The organism is Streptomyces sp. WAC03905 (assembly GCF_057371075.1).
This window is the reverse complement of the sequence record NZ_JBXYDZ010000003.1, coordinates 6,779,021-6,795,157: the sequence shown is the minus strand read 5'-3', so window position 1 is coordinate 6,795,157 and position 16,137 is coordinate 6,779,021. Positions and strand designations below refer to the sequence as shown.

Here is a 16,137-nt window from a genome sequence, read left to right as displayed (position 1 = left end):
CAAGCCTTCCCCACCAGCGCCTTTCCGGCAAGGAGGATGTGCCCATGGCGAAGAAGATGACTCAAGAGGAATGGCGGGCCTTCGTGTCCCGTTCCACCCGCACCGGAAAGCTGTCCACCGTCCGTGAGGACGGGAGTCCGCACGTCGCTCCGATCTGGTTCGTACTCGACGGGGACTCCTTCGTCTTCAACACCGGCAAGGACACCGTCAAGGGGCGCAATCTGGCCAGGGACGGCCGCGTGGCGCTCTGCGTGGACGACGACCGTCCGCCGTTCTCCTACGTCGTCCTCCAGGGCCGCGCGGAGATCACCGGGTACGCCGACGGCGCGGAGGAGATGCTCACCTGGGCGACGCGCATCGCCGCCCGCTACATGGGCGAGGATGCGGCCGGGGCCTTCGGCCGCCGCAACGCCGTCCCCGGAGAGCTCCTGGTCCGCGTCCCCATCGACAAGGTGATCGCGGTCGCCGGCGTGTCCGACTGACCCACCCCCGCGGCCGGGCCGGCTCACGCGGAACCGGCCTGCGGCCCCACCGAGTCCAGCAGCCGGGCGGTGTGCACCCGCCCGGCGTACTCGACCAGCCTGATCAGCACTTCCTTGCCGGAGTCCTTGTCCCGCGCGTCGCACAGCACCACCGGTGTCCCCTGCTCCAGGTCCAGGGCGCGCGACACGTCGTGCGCTCCGTAACGCCGGGCCTCGGTGAAGCAGTTGACGGCGACCACGAAGGGGATGCGCCGGTGCTCGAAGTAGTCGACCGCCGGGAAGCAGTCCTCCAGCCGCCGCGTGTCGGCGAGCACCACCGCGCCGAGCGCCCCTCGCGACAGTTCGTCCCACAGGAACCAGAACCGGTCCTGCCCCGGCGTGCCGAACAGGTAGAGGGACAGCCCGGAGCGGATGGTGATCCGCCCGAAGTCCATGGCCACGGTCGTGGTCGTCTTCTGGTCCACTCCGCCCGTGTCGTCGACCAGTTCGCCCGCCTCGCTCAGCTGCTCCTCGGTGCGCAGCGGCCGGATCTCGCTCACCGCACCGACCAGCGTGGTCTTGCCCACCCCGAAGCCGCCCGCCACCAGGATCTTCAGTGCGAGCGCGGCCAGTTCGCCGTCCTCCTCCACCGCTGCCGGATCCGCGTCGGCCCGGGGATCCGGTTCCCGGGCCGGGTCCCGGTCCCGGGCCGGCTCCGGCGCGGCTCCGGCCGGTCCGGTCGTCCCGGAGGCTCGGTTGTCGTGGTGTCCCATCAAAGTGCTCGCAATCCCTCGATGACTTCACGCAGAATCCGCTCGTCGGGCAGTCGGGCGGGCGGTACGGGGCGGCTGACCTTGACGTGTCCGCCCTCCAGCAGGTCCCCGAGGAGCACCCGTACGACTCCCACGGGCAGATCGGCGTCGGCGGCGAGTTCCGCCATCGAATGGGTCACGGACCGGCAGAGCCCCAGCAGTGCCCGGTGCTCGGGGCCGAGCAGGGACTCGGCGCCGTCGTCCGCACCGCCCTGCGGGTCCACCGTGACCAGGGCGATCAGGTCGAAGCGGACCCCGTGCGGTCCCGGCCTGGTCCGCCCCCCGGTCATGGCGTACGGGCGGACGAGCGGGCCCGCTTCGGCGTCGTACCACTGGCCGTCCATGTGCCGACTGCCGCCCTCAGCCGGCGGTCGGCGGGCGCGCCGCGAACCGCGGCGGCGTGTAGAGGTGCTCGCCGACCCGTTTCACCAGCCGGGCCATCTCGTAGGCGATCAGCCCGATGTCGGCGCTCGCGGCGCTGAGCACGGCCAGGCAGGAACCGTCGCCGGCCGCCGCGACGAAGAGGAAACCCTCGTCCATTTCGACCATCGTCTGGCGCACGCCTCCGGCGTGGAAGTGCCGGCCCGCGCCCTTGGCCAGGCTGTGGAAGCCGGAGGCGACCGCCGCCAGGTGCTCGGCGTCCTCCCGGCTGAGCCCGTGGGAGGCGCCGACCGCCAGGCCGTCGTTGGAGAGGACCACGGCGTGCCGGACCTCGACGACCCGGTTCACCAGGTCGTCCAGGAGCCAGTCGAGTTCGCCCGATCTGCGGTTGCCGTCGTGGCCGATCCTCTGGTGCTCGATCATCACACTTCTCCTTCGCTGCCTGCGTGGGGGGAGTTCTCCTCGGCGCCGCGGGCCCATCCGGCCCGGTAGGCCGCCATCCGGTCCCGGGCCTGCTCCGGGCTGCGTCCCGGCGGTTCCTCGGGCAGCCGCAGGCCGTCGGGCCCCTGGGGCGCGGGGGCCTCGCGGAGCTGCGGGACGAGACTGGCCTGGCGCACCCGCCGCGGCAGTTCCGTCACGGAGGCCGGGGCGGGTGCGGCAGGCTCCGTACGGGTGCCCGCGCCGCCGGTGGTACGCGGCCGCAGCGCGGCCACCGGTGCCGGGCGCGGCTCCTCGGCCGCTCGCGCCGCCGGGGCCGGTTGCTGGGCCGGGGCCGGTTGCCGGGCCGGGGCCGGTTGCCGGGCCGGGGCCGGTTGCCGGGCCGGGGCCGGTTGCCGGGCCGGGGCCGGTTGCCGGGCCGGGATGCCGGACGCGTCCTCGCGTACGGCGGTCACCGCGGGCGGCCGCTGCGCCGTCGCCGCCGGCTCCCGAGCGGGCGCCTGCTCCTGCTCGCCGTCCCCGACGGTGAGGGCGCCCTGCAGCATGGAGTTCGGCATCAGCACCACGGCGGTGGTGCCCCCGTACGGGGAGGTCCGCAGGTGCACCTTGACGCCGTGGCGGGCCGCGAGGCGGCTGACCACGAAGAGGCCGAGCCGGTCGCTGTCGAAGAGGTCCAGGTCCTCGGACTGCTCGATGCGCCGGTTGGCGTCGTTCAGGGTTTCACGGCCCATGCCCAGGCCGCGGTCCTCGACCTCCAGGACGTAGCCGGTGCCCACCGGTTCCCCGCTGACCCGGACCTTGGTGTGGGGAGGGGAGAACTGGGCCGCGTTCTCGATGAGTTCGGCCAGCAGGTGGGTGAGGTCGGCGACGGCCCCGCCGACCACCGCGGCCTCGGCGAGCTGGCGGACCTCGACGCGCGGGTAGTCCTCGATCTCCGAAACGGCGGCGCGGACGACATTGGTGAGCGGAACGGGCATCCGCCAGGCCCGGCCGGGGGCGGCGCCCGAGAGGATGATCAGGCTCTCCGCGTGCCGTCGCATCCGGGTGGTGAGGTGGTCGAGGCGGAAGAGGTCACCGAGCTCGTTCGGGTCGTCGGCGCGCCGCTCCATCGAGTCCAGCAGGGTGAGCTGCTTGTGCACGAGGACCTGGCTGCGGCGGGCGAGGTTGACGAAGACGCCGGATACTCCACCGGCTAGCTCGGCGCGCTCGACGGCGGCGGTGAGGGCCGCCCGGTGCACCGTGCCCAGCGCCTCGCCGACCTGGGTGATCTCGTCGTCGGCGGGCGCCCCGGCCGGGGTTTCGGCGGCGACGTCGATCTCCTCTCCCGCACGCAGGCGTTCCATCGCGTCGGGGAGTTTGCGGTGGGCGATCTCCAGGGCGGTGTTGCGCAGCGAGACCAGTTCGACGACGAGGACGCGGCCGATCCGGACGGAGATGACGAGGGAGGCGGCGACGGCCACCAGGCCCAGCAGTACGGCGGCTCCGGCCGGACTGAACGCACCCTCGGCCACGGGGTCGGCGCGGTGCGCGGCCGCGGTGTGCGCGGCGTCCTCGATCTCCCGCATCGCGCTGCTGATGCCGCTGTGGGCGGCCTCCCATCCCGCGGGCGCCCCGCGGCCGTCGCGGGAGGCGCCGGCAGCCAGTGCCCGGTCCTCGGCGCCGGTGAGGTCGGCGTAGGCGGCGCTCTTGGCGACGGACTGCCAGGCGTCCTGCTGGGCGGCGGGCAGGTCGCGGGCCGCGTTCTCGGTGAGTGCGCGGCGGGACTCGACGGCGCCGGTCAGCTGTCGGAGCGTTTCGGCGGTGCGCTGGCCCGGCAGGGCGAGCAGGGCGTCCTCGCGGGAGAGGAGTTCCGCGGCGCGGGCGAAGTCGAGCAGGACCCGCGCGCCGGGGCCCAGTTCGGCGTGTTCGGCCCCGGACAGGGAGCCGTTCACGGCGAACGCGGCGTCGACGACCCGGGTGTAGATCGCGAAGGCGGCCTCGGGCGTGGCCCGGCGGTCGGTGATGTCCTTGCGGGCGGAGGTCAGCGCCTCGGCGGCGACGACGAACGCGTCCAGTCGGACCACGGTGTCGGAGCGGTAGTCGCCGGAGTCGGCGACGGTGTGGCGGTCGCCGAGCCGCAGGCCGCGGACGGCGCCGTCGGTGCGGCGGGCCTGCTGGTCGAGGGCGCCGGGGTCGGCGGCGGGGTCGGCCAGGAGGCGGACGGCCGCGCGCCGTTCGGCCTGGAGCTCGGTGACGGCGGCGGCGACGGGGGCGCGTATCTCGGAGTCGACCTGTTGGACCCGGGCCAGCCCGGCCATGTCCTGGGCGGTGTTGACGGTGGCGAAGGCCCAGAGCGCGAGGAGCGAGACGACCGGCACCATCAGCAGGGAGACGATCTTCGCGCGGACGGTGGCGGGGCGCAGGCGCCGCCGCCGGGGACCGTGCTCGCGCGGCGCGTCCGAGCGCGGTGCGCCGGAGTTCGGTACGTCCGAGCGCGGCGCGTCCGAGCGCGGTGCGCCGGAGTTCGGTGCGCCGGCGCCGTCCGCCTGCTGCGGCCGCTGCCGTGCCCGGTTTCCCGCCGGTTCCTCGGCCGGTGCCCCGGCGTGGGCCCGGCGGCCGCGGGCCGGCGGTGCCGGGAGCCGCGGCGCCGCTGCTTCCGGTCTTCTGCGGGGTGTGCGCATGGGCTCCTCGTTCCGGGCGGTGCGTACGGGTGCGGTCGGTCGGGTGCGGGTCGACCGGCGAAGGGACGTTCGTGCGGGCGAGTCGTTCGTGCCGGCGGGACGGTCCTGCGGGCGGTGGCGCCCGGCGGGGCGATCGTGGCGGTGGGCCCGATCAGTGCGCGGCAGCGGTGTGCTCCCCCAGGTGCCGGGCGTCGGCGGAGGCGGCCCGCTCGTCGGCGGTCGGGGACAGGGCGACGAAGGCGGCCGTGATGAACAGGTAGGAGCCCAGTCCGACGGCCAGCGGGAAGATGAACTGCATCGCGGTGGCCCCGGGCAGGGCCGCGTCCGAGGGGCTGACGCTGACGGCGACCGCCGCCATGCCGGTGTAGTGCATGCTGCTGACGGCGGCGCCCATGACGAGGGAGGCGGCGGCCACGGCCAGGGGCGATTTGATGTTGAGCGCGGCCCAGAGGGCTGCGGTGGCGGCGACCACGGCGATGACGACGGAGAGGCCGACCATGAGCGGGTCGTAGGAGACCCGCCCGTGCAGACGCAGTGCGGCCATGCCCAGGTAGTGCATGCTCGCGACGCCGATCCCGGTGGTGAGGCCGCCCAGTACGAGGGCGCGGCCGCGCGCCCTGCCGTAGCCGACCGCGAAGACTCCGGCGCCGACGACCAGCACGGCGACGAGCAGGCTCAGGAGGGTGAGCGGCACGTTGTAGTGGATCTCCGTCCCCGTGACCTCGAAACCGAGCATCGCGACGAAGTGCATGGTCCAGATGCCCGTGCCGATGGCGGAGGCCGCGGTGAGGAGCCAGTTGCGGCGGACGCTTCCGGTCGCGGCGAGCGCGCGGACGGTGCAGCGCAGCCCGAGGGCGGCGCCGATCGATGCCATCACGTACGACAGCACGGGTGTCAGCCAGCCGTAGGCGGCGTGGTCCAGATGTCCCAGGTGTCCCATGGCCAACGGACGCTAGTCCGGGTGAGGGCGCGAACAGGGGGCGCATTTCGAAAGCAGCTGTAAGTGCTGGAATATGACAGAGCTACGTTCACCTTCGATCACCCCGCGCGCCACCTTGCGCACGGCCCGCGGACACCCGGCCGAGCGGCGGTGGGGGATCATGGGTCCATGAGTGAAGACCGCGCGCACGTGCAGGAGTTCTTCGGGGCTCGGGCCGACGGCTGGGACCGCAAGTTCCCGGGGGACGGGCCCGCTTTCGCCGCCGCCGTGTCGGAGTTCGGGCTGCGGGCCGGGGACCGCGTGCTCGATGCCGGGTGCGGCACGGGCCGGGCCCTCGGTGCGCTGCGGGCGGCCGTCGGACCGGCGGGCACCGTGCTCGGCGTGGACCTCACCCCGCAGATGCTGGCGGCCGCGCAGCGGGCCGGGCGCGCCGCCGAGGGTGCGCTGCTGCTCGCCGACGTGGCCCGGCTGCCGCTGCGCGACGGGGCGCTGGACGCGGTGTTCGCCGCGGGGCTCATCGCCCACCTGCCCGATCCGGCGGCGAGCCTGCGCGAACTGGCGCGGGTGGTCCGCCCCGGCGGCGGGCTGGCGCTCTTCCACCCGATCGGGCGAGCGGCGCTCGCCGCGCGCCACGGCCGTGAGCCGTCCGCCCAGGACCTGCGGGCCGAGCACAACCTCCGCCCGCTCCTGTCCGCGTCGGGCTGGGCCATGACCTCGTACGCCGACGAGGACCACCGGTTCCTGGTGCTGGCCGAGCGCACCCCGTAGGGGTGCCCTGACCGGTCAGGCCGGAGGCTGGGCGTCCGCCCCGGCGGGCCGGCGTGGATGCGGCACGGGGCAGCCGCCCGAGCCGGGGACGGGGAACGTGCCGAGCTCGCCGACGTCGTAGCCGCCGGGATAGCCCTTGATCTCCGGGTTCTGACGGGCGTAGTGCGGGGCCCGGCGCGGGGGCAGCAGCCGGACCGCGCGGCCCCTCAGCCGCAGGGCACCCCGCACCAGCTTCCGGAGGCCGGCGTGCGGGGTGTCGTACCGGAACGCCTCGATCAGCGAGTCGTCGAGGAGGGCGATGCCCCCGCGGCGCACCGCGGGGGCGAGCGGGGCCGGGTACCAGGAGGCCATCAGGTCGAGGGTGGAGTCGGCGACCTCCCGGGCGCCTCGGTCCCAGCCGAAGTGGGCCGCCTCGTAGGCGTCGAGGGTGGTTTCGAACTCCTCGTAGGAGCCCGGGATGTCCGTGATGCCCAGGTGTCGGCCGAGAGCCGCGTAGTAGTTGGCGCTCGCCCGACGCTCGTGGTGGGTCATGGGCCGCCACCCGTAGGCGTCCAGCCAGCGGGACGGAATCACCACGAACGTGCACAGGACGTAGCGCATGTCGTCGTTGGAGATGTCGTAGCTGCGGTGCATCTGGTTGACGCGGCGGATCGCCGTGCGCGCGGTGTCGCTGTCGAAGCCGTGCTCGACGACCGCGTCGAGGAGCAGCGCCGTGTCGTCGTAGCGCTTCTGCGTGCGCCGGGTGAACTCGGCGGTCTCGGCCAGCAGGCCGCCGATGCTGGGAACGGCGTACGTCCGGAACAGTGCGAGCTCCAGGGCGCGGGCGAAGTCCCAGGGGAACTCGTAGGTGGCGGTGAGCCGGTAGATGGCGAGGAAGTCCTGGTCGGGGTCGAGCCGGAGGATCTCCTTCAGCCGGTCGTAACGCTGCACCGGGTGTCCCTTTCTGTGGCGGGTCCCCAACTCTACGTGCAGGTAGCAGCCTTGGAAATCGTGGCCCGCAGGCTCTCGACGCGCGGGTTACCGAGTAGTTAAGGTGCGCCGACCGAGAGAGCAAGCTGGAGGCCAGGTGTCCGACGACGAGGGTGGCGGCTCGCTGTACGTGCTGACCGCCGTACTCCTGACCCCCGCGCAGTTCCCCAGCTTCCTGGGCGACGACTTCCCCGAGGCCTGTGCCCTGCTGGGCGTGGCGCCGAGCAGGGAGGGGTACGGGCTGGTGCTCGGCCAGGACGAGGAGGGCGCCCGCTGGACGGTCGTCGTGGACGACGTCTCGCTCGTGGCCGCCGCCATCGCCTCCTGGGACTGCGGTATGGAATACGACCTGTCGCCGGACGAGCGGACCATCGTGGTCTCGCTGGCGGGCTGGCCGGTGGACCTGTCGGTGGCCGCGCCGGGAATTCCGGAACCGCACGATCCGGAGCAGGGCGCGGACGGTACGGGGCGGGTGCCGCTGGCACCGCCCTCCGCCGAGGCGTGGGGGCCGGTGCAGCGGCGGCTGGGCGCGGACCAGATCGCGCGGGAGTGGGCCGACTGGCGCGAGCGCGTGGCGACGGACGGGGGAGCCGCGGCCGCGGCGCATCCGGGGCTCGCGCGTGCGCTGGAGGAGGCGCTGGAGTACACGCGGACCGCGCCGCCCGCCGGCCGTGTACGGTCCTCCTTCGCCGGCGAGGGGGCCCGGACCCTGCGGGTGGACGGTCCCGGCTGGTCGCTGGTGGCCCGTACGGGGGAGGCGGCGTTCGTCCTGCTGGACGAGGAGCCGGGCGAGGTCCTCACGGTTCCCCGGGAGGGGGAGCCGGATCTGCCGGAGCTGCTGGCGGCGCTCGACCGCGTGGCGGTCCGCCCGGCGTGATCGGGACGGGCGCCCGGCACCACGCGACGACCCGGGCCGGCCGCTGGTCGGCATTTCGCGCAGCGGGGCACGAACCGGCACAACCGGCCGGGGGTCTCGCGATGCCGGGCGGCGGCGGCGAACGGGCCGGAGGCCCATGTCGAGTGGCTCGACGCCGTCGACGGCACACCGGTCCTCGACCTGCGGCCCTCCATGGCCATGGCCTTGGCCGAAAATGCACATTACCGTCGGTAGTTTAATGTGCCAACCAAAAGGATCCGGTCACGGCGACCAGAAATCGCTCTGGATCCCCCTCCTCCGGAATGATCGAATCGGCCAGTCACGCGGCTCGAAGGGTGCGCACCTCACCCCCCACGCTCATTCCACCACGGAGGCCACTCTTGAATTCCATGTCTTACTTGGACCTGCACCTTGCGGTCGCAGGGGACATCGACGCGGAGATCGAAACCGCTCTGGCACGACTCGGTCCGGCCGCGGAGGCCACCAGGAACTCCGTGGCCAAGCTCCTGGAACAGCGCAAACTGAGACACCCCCTCTCCGTACTCCCCCTGCTGGCGCACGCCGTAGAGACGGGGAATCCCGCTCCGGCCGTCCCCCTCTCGGCGGTGCACCTGCTGTGGTGGACCTCGGCCTGCTACTTCGACGACCTGGCCGACGCCCATGGCGCGTCGATCTGCGGCGAGCTTCTCCGAGGACGAAGCACTGCTCGCTTCCGTCATCACCGGGAATACCCTCCCGCTTCAGATCATCCTGGCGCAAGATCTTCCGGAAGCGGCGCACGCCGCCCTGATAAACGAGATCCTGAACGGCGGAATCATCGCCACGGAAGGCCAGATCGACGACATGCGCGGAGAGGTCCGCGGCGCATCGCGGGCATCGGCCGTGGAGACCTACCGCAGGAAATCCGGCGCCCCCTTCGGAATGATCACGGCCATGGCCGCGATATTATCCGGCACGACGCCGGAGAAGATCGAGTTGTGGCGGGAATTCGGCTACGTCTTCGGAATCCTGTGGCAGATCTTCAACGACCAGGAAGACATCCGCACCGGACGCGACGAGGACCTCCTCAACGGCACCGTCACCTATTTGCTCGCGTCCGTCCTGGAAGACGCGTCGCCCCGTTCCCGCGAACACATCCTGGCGCTGTCCGCCGCCGCCGCCGGCCGGTCACATCAGGCCAGAAGGGAACTCGCCGGCATCCTGCGGGCACCCGTCGCCCTCGACCGCTACGGTGCGGAGATCGACGCGTTCCGCGCGGAGGCCCACCGGATCCTGGACGAGCTGGGCGGCGACGAGACCTACCAGCTGGTGCTGCGCAACCTCGTGGACCACGCGTCCCAGATGCTGCTCGAAGCCGCATACCCGCCGGTCATCGTGAGCGGCGCGGCCTGATCCGGCCACGCGGGCGAGCCCGCACCCCCGACCGACCTCCCCCACCCGCGGCCAGGCGGACTCGCACCTCACGGCCACGCACGCCGGGCTCCGCGCACCCTCCGGAGCCCGGCCGATTCCCCGCGCCCGGCCGGTTCCCGACGCCAGGCCGGTTCCCCGCGCCCGGCCGGTTCCCGACACGCGGCCGGACTCCACCCGGACGCCGCACAGGTCGGCCCGCGTCAGCGGCCTATCTGCTTCCGCGACAGGCCCCGCAGCCGGCGCCGCTGAGAGGAATCCAGCAGGAGGTAGGCCGCCGTCGGCACCCCGATGAGGACCAGAAGGCCGGCCCAGAACCCCACCGCCCAGAACAACACGATGGCTGCCACGACTCCGGCAACCGCGACCTTTCCGCTGCTGGACATGTGCGGACACCTCCTTGTGCCGTCGACCATTACCCCCTCAACGCGCCGCCGCGACCGCGCGTTCCCGGCAGGCGCGCGGACCCTGAGGGGGCGCCGGGGGCGCGGCCCGGCGCCCGACGCAAAGGGGGCGGGTTGAGGTACCCTCGGCCACCCCGACTCCGGTAGTCAAATTTGAGGAATGTGTGCTCGCTGAGATCTCCACCCTCATCCGCTGCTCCGCCGTCTTCCTTCCCGGCGACCCGGCCCGCAGGGGCCGCGTCGCCCTCTGGCAGGCGGACGGGTCGGCGCCCGTCGCTCCCGGGGGCGCGGACACCGTCGAGGAGCTGGAGGTCGTCTCCGCCGACCTCCAGCGCACCACCGTACGGGCGCTCGTGCTGACCGTGGACGAGGCCCTGCCCCTGCTCACCCGCGTCCGGACCGGTGCCGGATCAGGTACCGCATCTCCTTCGGGCGCCGTGTTCTGGGGAGCGGCCGCGCTCCTGGCCCTGCACCTCGTCGCCCGGGGCAAACTGCTGCCGGGCCTGAGCCCCGCCGGCCACGACGCCTGGCGGATCGGGCCGCTGGAAGCGGCCGACCTGGACGAGGTGCGCGCCCTGGCCGGCGCCATGCCGCCCGGTGCCCGGTGCCTGCCGACGCGCCCCGACGGACCGCCCGGGCTGCCCGCGGCCGAGCCGCTGCTGCGCGCCTTCCTCGACGCCGTCGCCGACACCCTGCCGCGCTCGCCCGCCGCGCCCGCGGCCGCGGGCGGGCCCGCCTTCGCCGCCCGCCCGCCCCAACGGCGGCCCGAGCTGCGCGACTGGGCCGCCGAGGTGGCCGCGGGACACGACGCGGGAGTGCGCCTCTCCCTCCGGATCGAGCTCACCCCGGAAGCCGGCCGGCCGGTGCCGGACCGGCGGGCGGCGCGGAGCCCGCCGGCGGGTTCCGCGCCGTCCTCCAGGTGCACGGCCCGGCGGACGCCGCGCCGGTGGCCGACGCCGCCGACCTCTGGGCCGGTTCCGGAGCCGGCGCGGCCGCCTTCCCGCCCGGAGCCCGGCTCGACGCCCTGCGCGCCCTGCGCCGAGCCGCTCGGCTGTGGCCCCCGCTCGCCCCGCTGCTGGGTGCTGCCGTTCCCGACGCCGTCGAACTCGCCGACGAGGAGGTCACCGAACTGCTCGGCGGAGCCGCCACCGCGCTCGCCGCCGACGGGGTGCGGGTGCACTGGCCGCGCGGACTCGTCCGCGGCCTGACCGCCCGCGCCGTCGTCGGCTCACCCGGGCGCCTCCCGTCCGGCGGACCGCACACGGGGAGCGGCCTGCCCTCCGGTCTGCTCTCCCCCGGCGCCCTGCTCTCCTTCAGCTGGCGGCACGCCCTCGGCGGCGGGCACGGCGATCTGACCCCCGCCGAGCTGGACCGCCTCGCCGAAGCGAACCGCCCGCTGGTGCGACTGCGCGACCAGTGGGTGCTGATCGACCCCGCCGAAGCCCGCCGGGCCCGCGCGCTCCAGGACCGTACGCTCACCGCCGCGGACGCGCTGGCCGCCGTACTCACCGGGTCCGCGGAGATCGACGGCGCGCGGGTCGACGTGGAGGCCGCCGGTGCGCTGGAACGCCTGCGCGCCCGGCTCGCCGGCGACCCGCGGGAGACCGCCGCGGCCGACGCGGCCGACGCGGCCGCGGCGGCTGACGGGGCCGACGGGGCCGAGGCGGCCGACGCCCCGCCCGGGCTGGCGGCGACCCTGCGCGACTACCAGCTGCACGGCCTGCGCTGGCTGGCCCGGACGACCTCGCTCGGCCTCGGCGCCTGCCTCGCCGACGACATGGGGCTGGGCAAGACCGTCACCCTCATCGCGCTCCACCTCCACCGCAACGGCCCCGGTGCGGCCACCGCCGGCCCCACCCTGGTGGTCTGCCCGGCCTCGCTCCTGGGCAACTGGCAACGGGAGATCGAGAGGTTCGCCCCGGGCACCCCCGTGCGCCGCTTCCACGGACCGGGCCGCAGCCTGGCCGGACTCACGCCCGGCGCCGGGGAGTTCGTGCTCACCACCTACGGCACGATGCGTCTGGACGCACCCGCGCTCGCCGCCGCCGACTGGGGCATGGTCGTCGCCGACGAGGCGCAGCACGTCAAGAACCCGCACTCCTCCACCGCGAAGGCGCTGCGCACGCTGCCGTCGCGGGCCCGTGTGGCCCTGACCGGCACCCCCGTGGAGAACGACCTCACCGAGCTGTGGGCCGTCCTCGACTGGACGACGCCGGGCGTCCTGGGCCGCCTCGGCACCTTCCGCGCCCGCTACGCCGAGCCGGTCGAGAGCGGCCGCGACCCGCAGGCGGCGGCCCGGCTGGCCGCGCTCGTCCGGCCGTTCCTGCTGCGGCGCAGGAAGTCCGACCCGGGCATCGCGCCCGAGCTGCCGCCGAAGACCGAGACCGACCACCCGGTGTCCCTCACCCGGGAGCAGACCGCGCTCTACGAGGCCGTCGTGCGCGAGACCCTCGCGGCGATCTCAAAGGCGGACGGGATGGAACGGCGCGGGCTCGTGGTGAAGCTGCTGACCTCGCTCAAGCAGATCTGCAACCATCCGGCCCACTACCTGGGGGACGGCGGCGCGACCGGCGGCGCGCGTTCCGGCAAGCTGGAGCTCCTCGACGAGCTGCTGGACACCATCGTCGCCGAGGGCGGTTCGGTGCTGGTGTTCACGCAGTACGTCACCATGGCCCGGCTCATCGAGCGGCACCTGTCGGCCCGGGGCATCGCCACGCAACTCCTGCACGGCGGCACCCCCGTGGCCCGCCGCCAGGAACTCGTGGACCGCTTCCAGGCCGGCGAGGTCCCCGTCTTCCTGCTGTCCCTCAAGGCCGCCGGAACCGGCCTGAACCTCACCCGCGCCGGCCACGTCGTCCACTTCGACCGCTGGTGGAACCCGGCCGTCGAGGAACAGGCCACCGACCGCGCCCACCGCATCGGCCAGACCCAGCCCGTACAGGTCCACCGGATCATCGCCGAAGGCACCGTCGAGGACCGCATCGCGCGCCTCCTGGAGCGCAAACGGGCCCTGGCCGACGCCGTCCTCGCGGGCGGCGAGAGCGCCCTGACCGAACTGACCGACGCCGAACTGGCCGAGCTCGTGGCACTGCGCCCGGCCGCGGGGAGCACGCGATGACCACCGGGGACCCCTACGAGAAGACCTTCGCGGCCCTTCCGCCCGCACCGGGCCGCGGCTTCGCCCGGACCTGGTGGGGCCAGGCCTGGCTGCGCGCCCTGGAGGACAGCGCGCTGGACCGGGAGCAGGTGCGGCTGGGCCGCCGCGTCGCGCGCTCGGGCGCGGTGGGGACGGTCTCGGTGCGCCCGGGCGGGCTCACCGCCGTCGTACGCGACCGGGACGGGACGGCGCACCGGACGGACGTGGGGGTGCAGGAGTTCTCGCCGGCCGAATGGGACCGGCTGCTGGGACTCGCGGCGGCGGAGTCGGGGTACATCGCGGCGCTGCTGGACCGGGAGGTCCCGCCGGAGCTGGCCGAGGACGCGGCGGTGGCCGGGGTGGAACTGCTGCCCGGCGTCGGCGACTTCGACCCGCGCTGCGACTGCGGCGAGTGGGACCACTGTCCGCACACGGCCGCGCTCTGCCACCAGGTGGCCCGGTTGCTGGACCAGGACCCCTTCGTCCTGCTGCTCCTGCGCGGCCGCGGTGAACGGCAGGTGCTGGACGGGCTGGAGGAGCGCAGTGCCGCGCACGCCCGGGCGCGGACCGCGCCGGAGGAGGTGGCCGCCGCGGGTGACCCGGCGGACGTGGCGTACGGGGCGGCGCGGGCGGGTCTGCCGCCGCTGCCGCCGGTGCCGGACCCGCCGCGGGCGCCGGGCCGGCCGCCGGCCCTGGACACCGAGGCGGAACCGGACGGGCTCGACGTGGACGCGGTGGGGTTCCTCGCGCGGGCGGCGGCGTCCGAAGCCTTCCGGCTGCTCGCGGAGGCGGTCGCTCCGGGCCACGCCGACCGTGCCGTGCCCGGTGCGCTCACCCAGGCGCAGGACGCCGTACGGCTCACGCGGGAGGCCGATGACGTCCGGGTCCGCTCCCGCCTGGCGGCGGCTACCGGGCGCAGCCGGGCCGACATGGAACGGGCGGTACTCGCCTGGGGCTTCGGCGGGGCCCCCGGCCTGGCCGCGCTGGAGGACGACTGGACGCCGGACCGGAACACGCTGGCCCGTGCCCGGGCGGCGGTGGCCGCGGCCTGGGCGGACGAGGAGGCTCCGGTGCTGCGCAGGGTCCGGGCCCGCTGGACGTGGGCGGGGGCCGGGACGGAAGCGGGGGCCGCAGCGGCGGATGCGAGGCCCGGGACGGGAGCCGGGGCGGCGGCGGATACCGGGCCCGGGGCGGCGGCGGATGCCGGGCCCGGGGCAGCAGCGGGAGCCGGGGCCGGGGCGGGCCGTCAGGTCCGGCTGGGCCGGGAGGGGCGCTGGTGGCCGTACCACCGCGAGGCTGGGCGGTGGATTCCGTCGGGCCCCTCCGCCCCGGACCCGGCATCGGCCCTGGCGGCCGCCGACCCGGAGGACTGAGGCGGGCAACGCCGCCTCGGCACGTCACTCCCGTCGGGCGCGAACCGGCCGGGGCGGGTCCGCGCCCTGGCCGGCGTACCGCTTGCCGGGGCGCGGTCGGCGCGACGACGATGGGGCGCTCCGGGTACCGCGGCACCACGGGAGGATGACATGGGCGACCGGGATCCGTCGGTGGCGCTGCCGGACGGGGCCGATCCGGCGGTGCGCTCGCGGGAACTGCGGCGGGCGCACGCGGCGTTCACCCTGGAGGGGCGGGTGGAGACCCCGGTGCGGGCGGTCATCGCACGGTCCTGGCGGCGGTGCGCCCGGGCCCGGCTGAGCCCGGAGTGCGCTCCGCGGCTGGAGCTCGCGGAGGCGGAGCTGCGCCCCTACCGGGAGGAGCACCCGCTGGCCCGGGTGATGCCGCTGATGCGGGACCTCGTGGGCGCGTTCGCCGCGCGCGGGGAGCACCTGCTCGCGGTGTGCGACGCGCGGGGCAGCCTGCTGTGGGTGGAGGGCGGACCGGCCACCCTGCGGCGTGCCGAGGGGCTCGGCTTCGCCCCGGGTGCGCGGTGGGCGGAGTCCGCGATGGGGACGAACGCCCCCGGGACGGCGGTCGCGGTGGGCGAGCCCGTGCAGGTCTTCGGGGCCGAGCACTTCAGCCGTCGGGTGCACCCGTGGACCTGCGCGGCGGCGCCGGTGCGGGATCCGCGGACGGGCGGGGTGCTGGGCGCGGTGGACATCACCGGCGGCGACGGGCTCGCGCACCCGCACTCGCTGGGGTTCGTCCGGGCCGTGGCCCGGGCGGCGGAGACCCAGCTGGCCCTGCTCGACGCGGGGCCGCCGCCCGACCGGGACGCCCTGACGGCCCTGGGACGGGACGAGGCGCTGCTGGTCACCGGTGGCCGCCGGGTCCGGCTGGGGCGCCGGCACAGCGAGATCATGGCCCTGCTGGCGCAACACCCCGAGGGCATGTCGGGCGAGGAGCTGGCGATCGCCCTGTACGAGGACGAGTCGGTGTCACCGGTGACGCTGCGGGCGGAGATGTCGCGGCTGCGCGCGCTGCTCGGGCCCGCCGCGCCGCTGTCGCGTCCGTACCGCACGGCCGGCCCGCTGGACGCGGACTTCACCGCTCTGGCGCGCCGGTTGGCGGTCGGAGCCGTCTCAGCGGCCCTGCGCCACTATCCCGGTCCGCTGTTGCCGGGGTCGACGGCGCCCGGGGTGGTCCGGCTGCGCCGGCGGCTGGAGGACCAGGCGCGGGCGGCCCTGGTCGCACGGGCCGACGCGGGGCTGCTGGCGGACTGGGTGTGCAGCGCGTGGGGTGCGGACGACCCGGAGGCGTGGCGGGCGCTGGCGGCGGCCCTGCCGCCCGAGGGCAGGCCGGCCGCACTGGCCCGGGTACGCGCCCTGGACCGTGAGCTGGGTGTCGGGCCGGGCGGGCGCGGGCGGCGCGCAACGTATCCGCAACCTGCCCGCTCCTAGCCTCCACCCCAGCGCTGTCCGACGGCGGCCGGCGCCCGGCAGAGGGA

At 75.1% G+C, this 16,137-nt stretch carries 13 protein-coding genes and 2 pseudogenes; 8 read left to right on the top strand and 7 right to left on the bottom strand.

Features of this window, described 5'->3' with window-relative positions; all coding sequences use genetic code 11:
- Positions 1–44 precede the first annotated feature (44 nt).
- Entirely contained in the window at positions 45–482 is a 438-nt protein-coding gene (locus AC2RP6_RS33190) for a PPOX class F420-dependent oxidoreductase (protein ID WP_486449530.1), read from the top strand.
- Between the two features lie 23 nt (positions 483–505).
- Here AC2RP6_RS33190 and AC2RP6_RS33185 read toward each other — a convergent pair whose 3' ends face one another.
- The 5 genes from AC2RP6_RS33185 to AC2RP6_RS33165 all read right to left on the bottom strand — a co-directional run bounded on the left by AC2RP6_RS33185 (position 506) and on the right by AC2RP6_RS33165 (position 5,683).
- Positions 506–1,234 (bottom strand): GTP-binding protein, encoded by a 729-nt coding sequence (locus AC2RP6_RS33185; RefSeq protein WP_486449529.1) that lies wholly within the window; start codon positions 1,232–1,234, stop codon positions 506–508.
- The gene (locus AC2RP6_RS33180) at positions 1,234–1,617 is read right to left on the bottom strand and encodes a DUF742 domain-containing protein (RefSeq protein WP_486449528.1); all 384 of its coding nucleotides are present in this window, start codon (positions 1,615–1,617) and stop codon (positions 1,234–1,236) included. The genes AC2RP6_RS33185 and AC2RP6_RS33180 overlap by 1 nt, the downstream gene beginning before the upstream one ends.
- 16 nt (positions 1,618–1,633) lie before the next feature.
- On the bottom strand, positions 1,634–2,077 hold the full coding sequence (locus AC2RP6_RS33175; protein WP_486449527.1) for a roadblock/LC7 domain-containing protein: 444 nt from the start codon (positions 2,075–2,077) through the stop codon (positions 1,634–1,636).
- Entirely contained in the window at positions 2,077–4,752 is a 2,676-nt protein-coding gene (locus AC2RP6_RS33170) for a sensor histidine kinase (RefSeq protein WP_486449526.1), read from the bottom strand. Before AC2RP6_RS33170 ends, AC2RP6_RS33175 begins: the two co-directional genes overlap by 1 nt.
- Positions 4,753–4,903: 151 nt before the next feature.
- A complete protein-coding gene (locus AC2RP6_RS33165; protein WP_486450536.1) occupies positions 4,904–5,683 on the bottom strand; it encodes an MHYT domain-containing protein in 780 nt (259 codons plus the stop codon).
- A 177-nt stretch (positions 5,684–5,860) separates the two neighbouring features.
- On the opposite strand from AC2RP6_RS33165, the gene AC2RP6_RS33160 reads away from it, so the two are divergent.
- Positions 5,861–6,460: a class I SAM-dependent methyltransferase gene (locus AC2RP6_RS33160; RefSeq protein WP_486449525.1), complete on the top strand. Its 600-nt coding sequence runs from the start codon at positions 5,861–5,863 to the stop codon at positions 6,458–6,460.
- 15 nt (positions 6,461–6,475) lie between these two features.
- Here the strand turns inward: AC2RP6_RS33160 and AC2RP6_RS33155 are convergent, their stop codons facing one another.
- Positions 6,476–7,390, bottom strand: coding sequence for an oxygenase MpaB family protein (locus tag AC2RP6_RS33155; protein ID WP_486449524.1), 915 nt, complete (start codon positions 7,388–7,390; stop codon positions 6,476–6,478).
- Between the two features lie 136 nt (positions 7,391–7,526).
- Between AC2RP6_RS33155 and AC2RP6_RS33150 the strand changes: the two genes are divergently transcribed.
- The 3 genes and pseudogenes from AC2RP6_RS33150 to AC2RP6_RS33140 all read left to right on the top strand — a co-directional run bounded on the left by AC2RP6_RS33150 (position 7,527) and on the right by AC2RP6_RS33140 (position 9,698).
- A complete protein-coding gene (locus tag AC2RP6_RS33150; RefSeq protein ID WP_486449523.1) occupies positions 7,527–8,306 on the top strand; it encodes a hypothetical protein in 780 nt (259 codons plus the stop codon).
- A gap of 114 nt (positions 8,307–8,420) precedes the next feature.
- A pseudogene (locus AC2RP6_RS33145) lies at positions 8,421–8,540 on the top strand (hypothetical protein); the annotation flags it as partial.
- 426 nt (positions 8,541–8,966) lie between these two features.
- Complete coding sequence (locus AC2RP6_RS33140) at positions 8,967–9,698, top strand: polyprenyl synthetase family protein (RefSeq protein WP_486449522.1); 732 nt, start codon at positions 8,967–8,969, stop codon at positions 9,696–9,698.
- Between the two features lie 221 nt (positions 9,699–9,919).
- On the opposite strand, the gene AC2RP6_RS33135 is transcribed toward AC2RP6_RS33140, so the two are convergent.
- A complete protein-coding gene (locus AC2RP6_RS33135) occupies positions 9,920–10,102 on the bottom strand; it encodes a hypothetical protein (protein ID WP_030818787.1) in 183 nt (60 codons plus the stop codon).
- A 182-nt stretch (positions 10,103–10,284) separates the two neighbouring features.
- On the opposite strand from AC2RP6_RS33135, the pseudogene AC2RP6_RS33130 reads away from it, so the two are divergent.
- The 3 genes and pseudogenes from AC2RP6_RS33130 to AC2RP6_RS33120 all read left to right on the top strand — a co-directional run bounded on the left by AC2RP6_RS33130 (position 10,285) and on the right by AC2RP6_RS33120 (position 16,090).
- Positions 10,285–13,238: pseudogene (locus AC2RP6_RS33130) on the top strand (DEAD/DEAH box helicase).
- Positions 13,235–14,629, top strand: coding sequence for an SWIM zinc finger family protein (locus AC2RP6_RS33125; RefSeq protein WP_486449521.1), 1,395 nt, complete (start codon positions 13,235–13,237; stop codon positions 14,627–14,629). The pseudogene AC2RP6_RS33130 and the gene AC2RP6_RS33125 overlap by 4 nt, the downstream one beginning before the upstream one ends.
- A 150-nt stretch (positions 14,630–14,779) precedes the next feature.
- Positions 14,780–16,090, top strand: a complete 1,311-nt coding sequence (locus AC2RP6_RS33120; RefSeq protein WP_486449520.1) for a helix-turn-helix domain-containing protein — start codon at positions 14,780–14,782, stop codon at positions 16,088–16,090.
- Positions 16,091–16,137 lie beyond the last annotated feature (47 nt).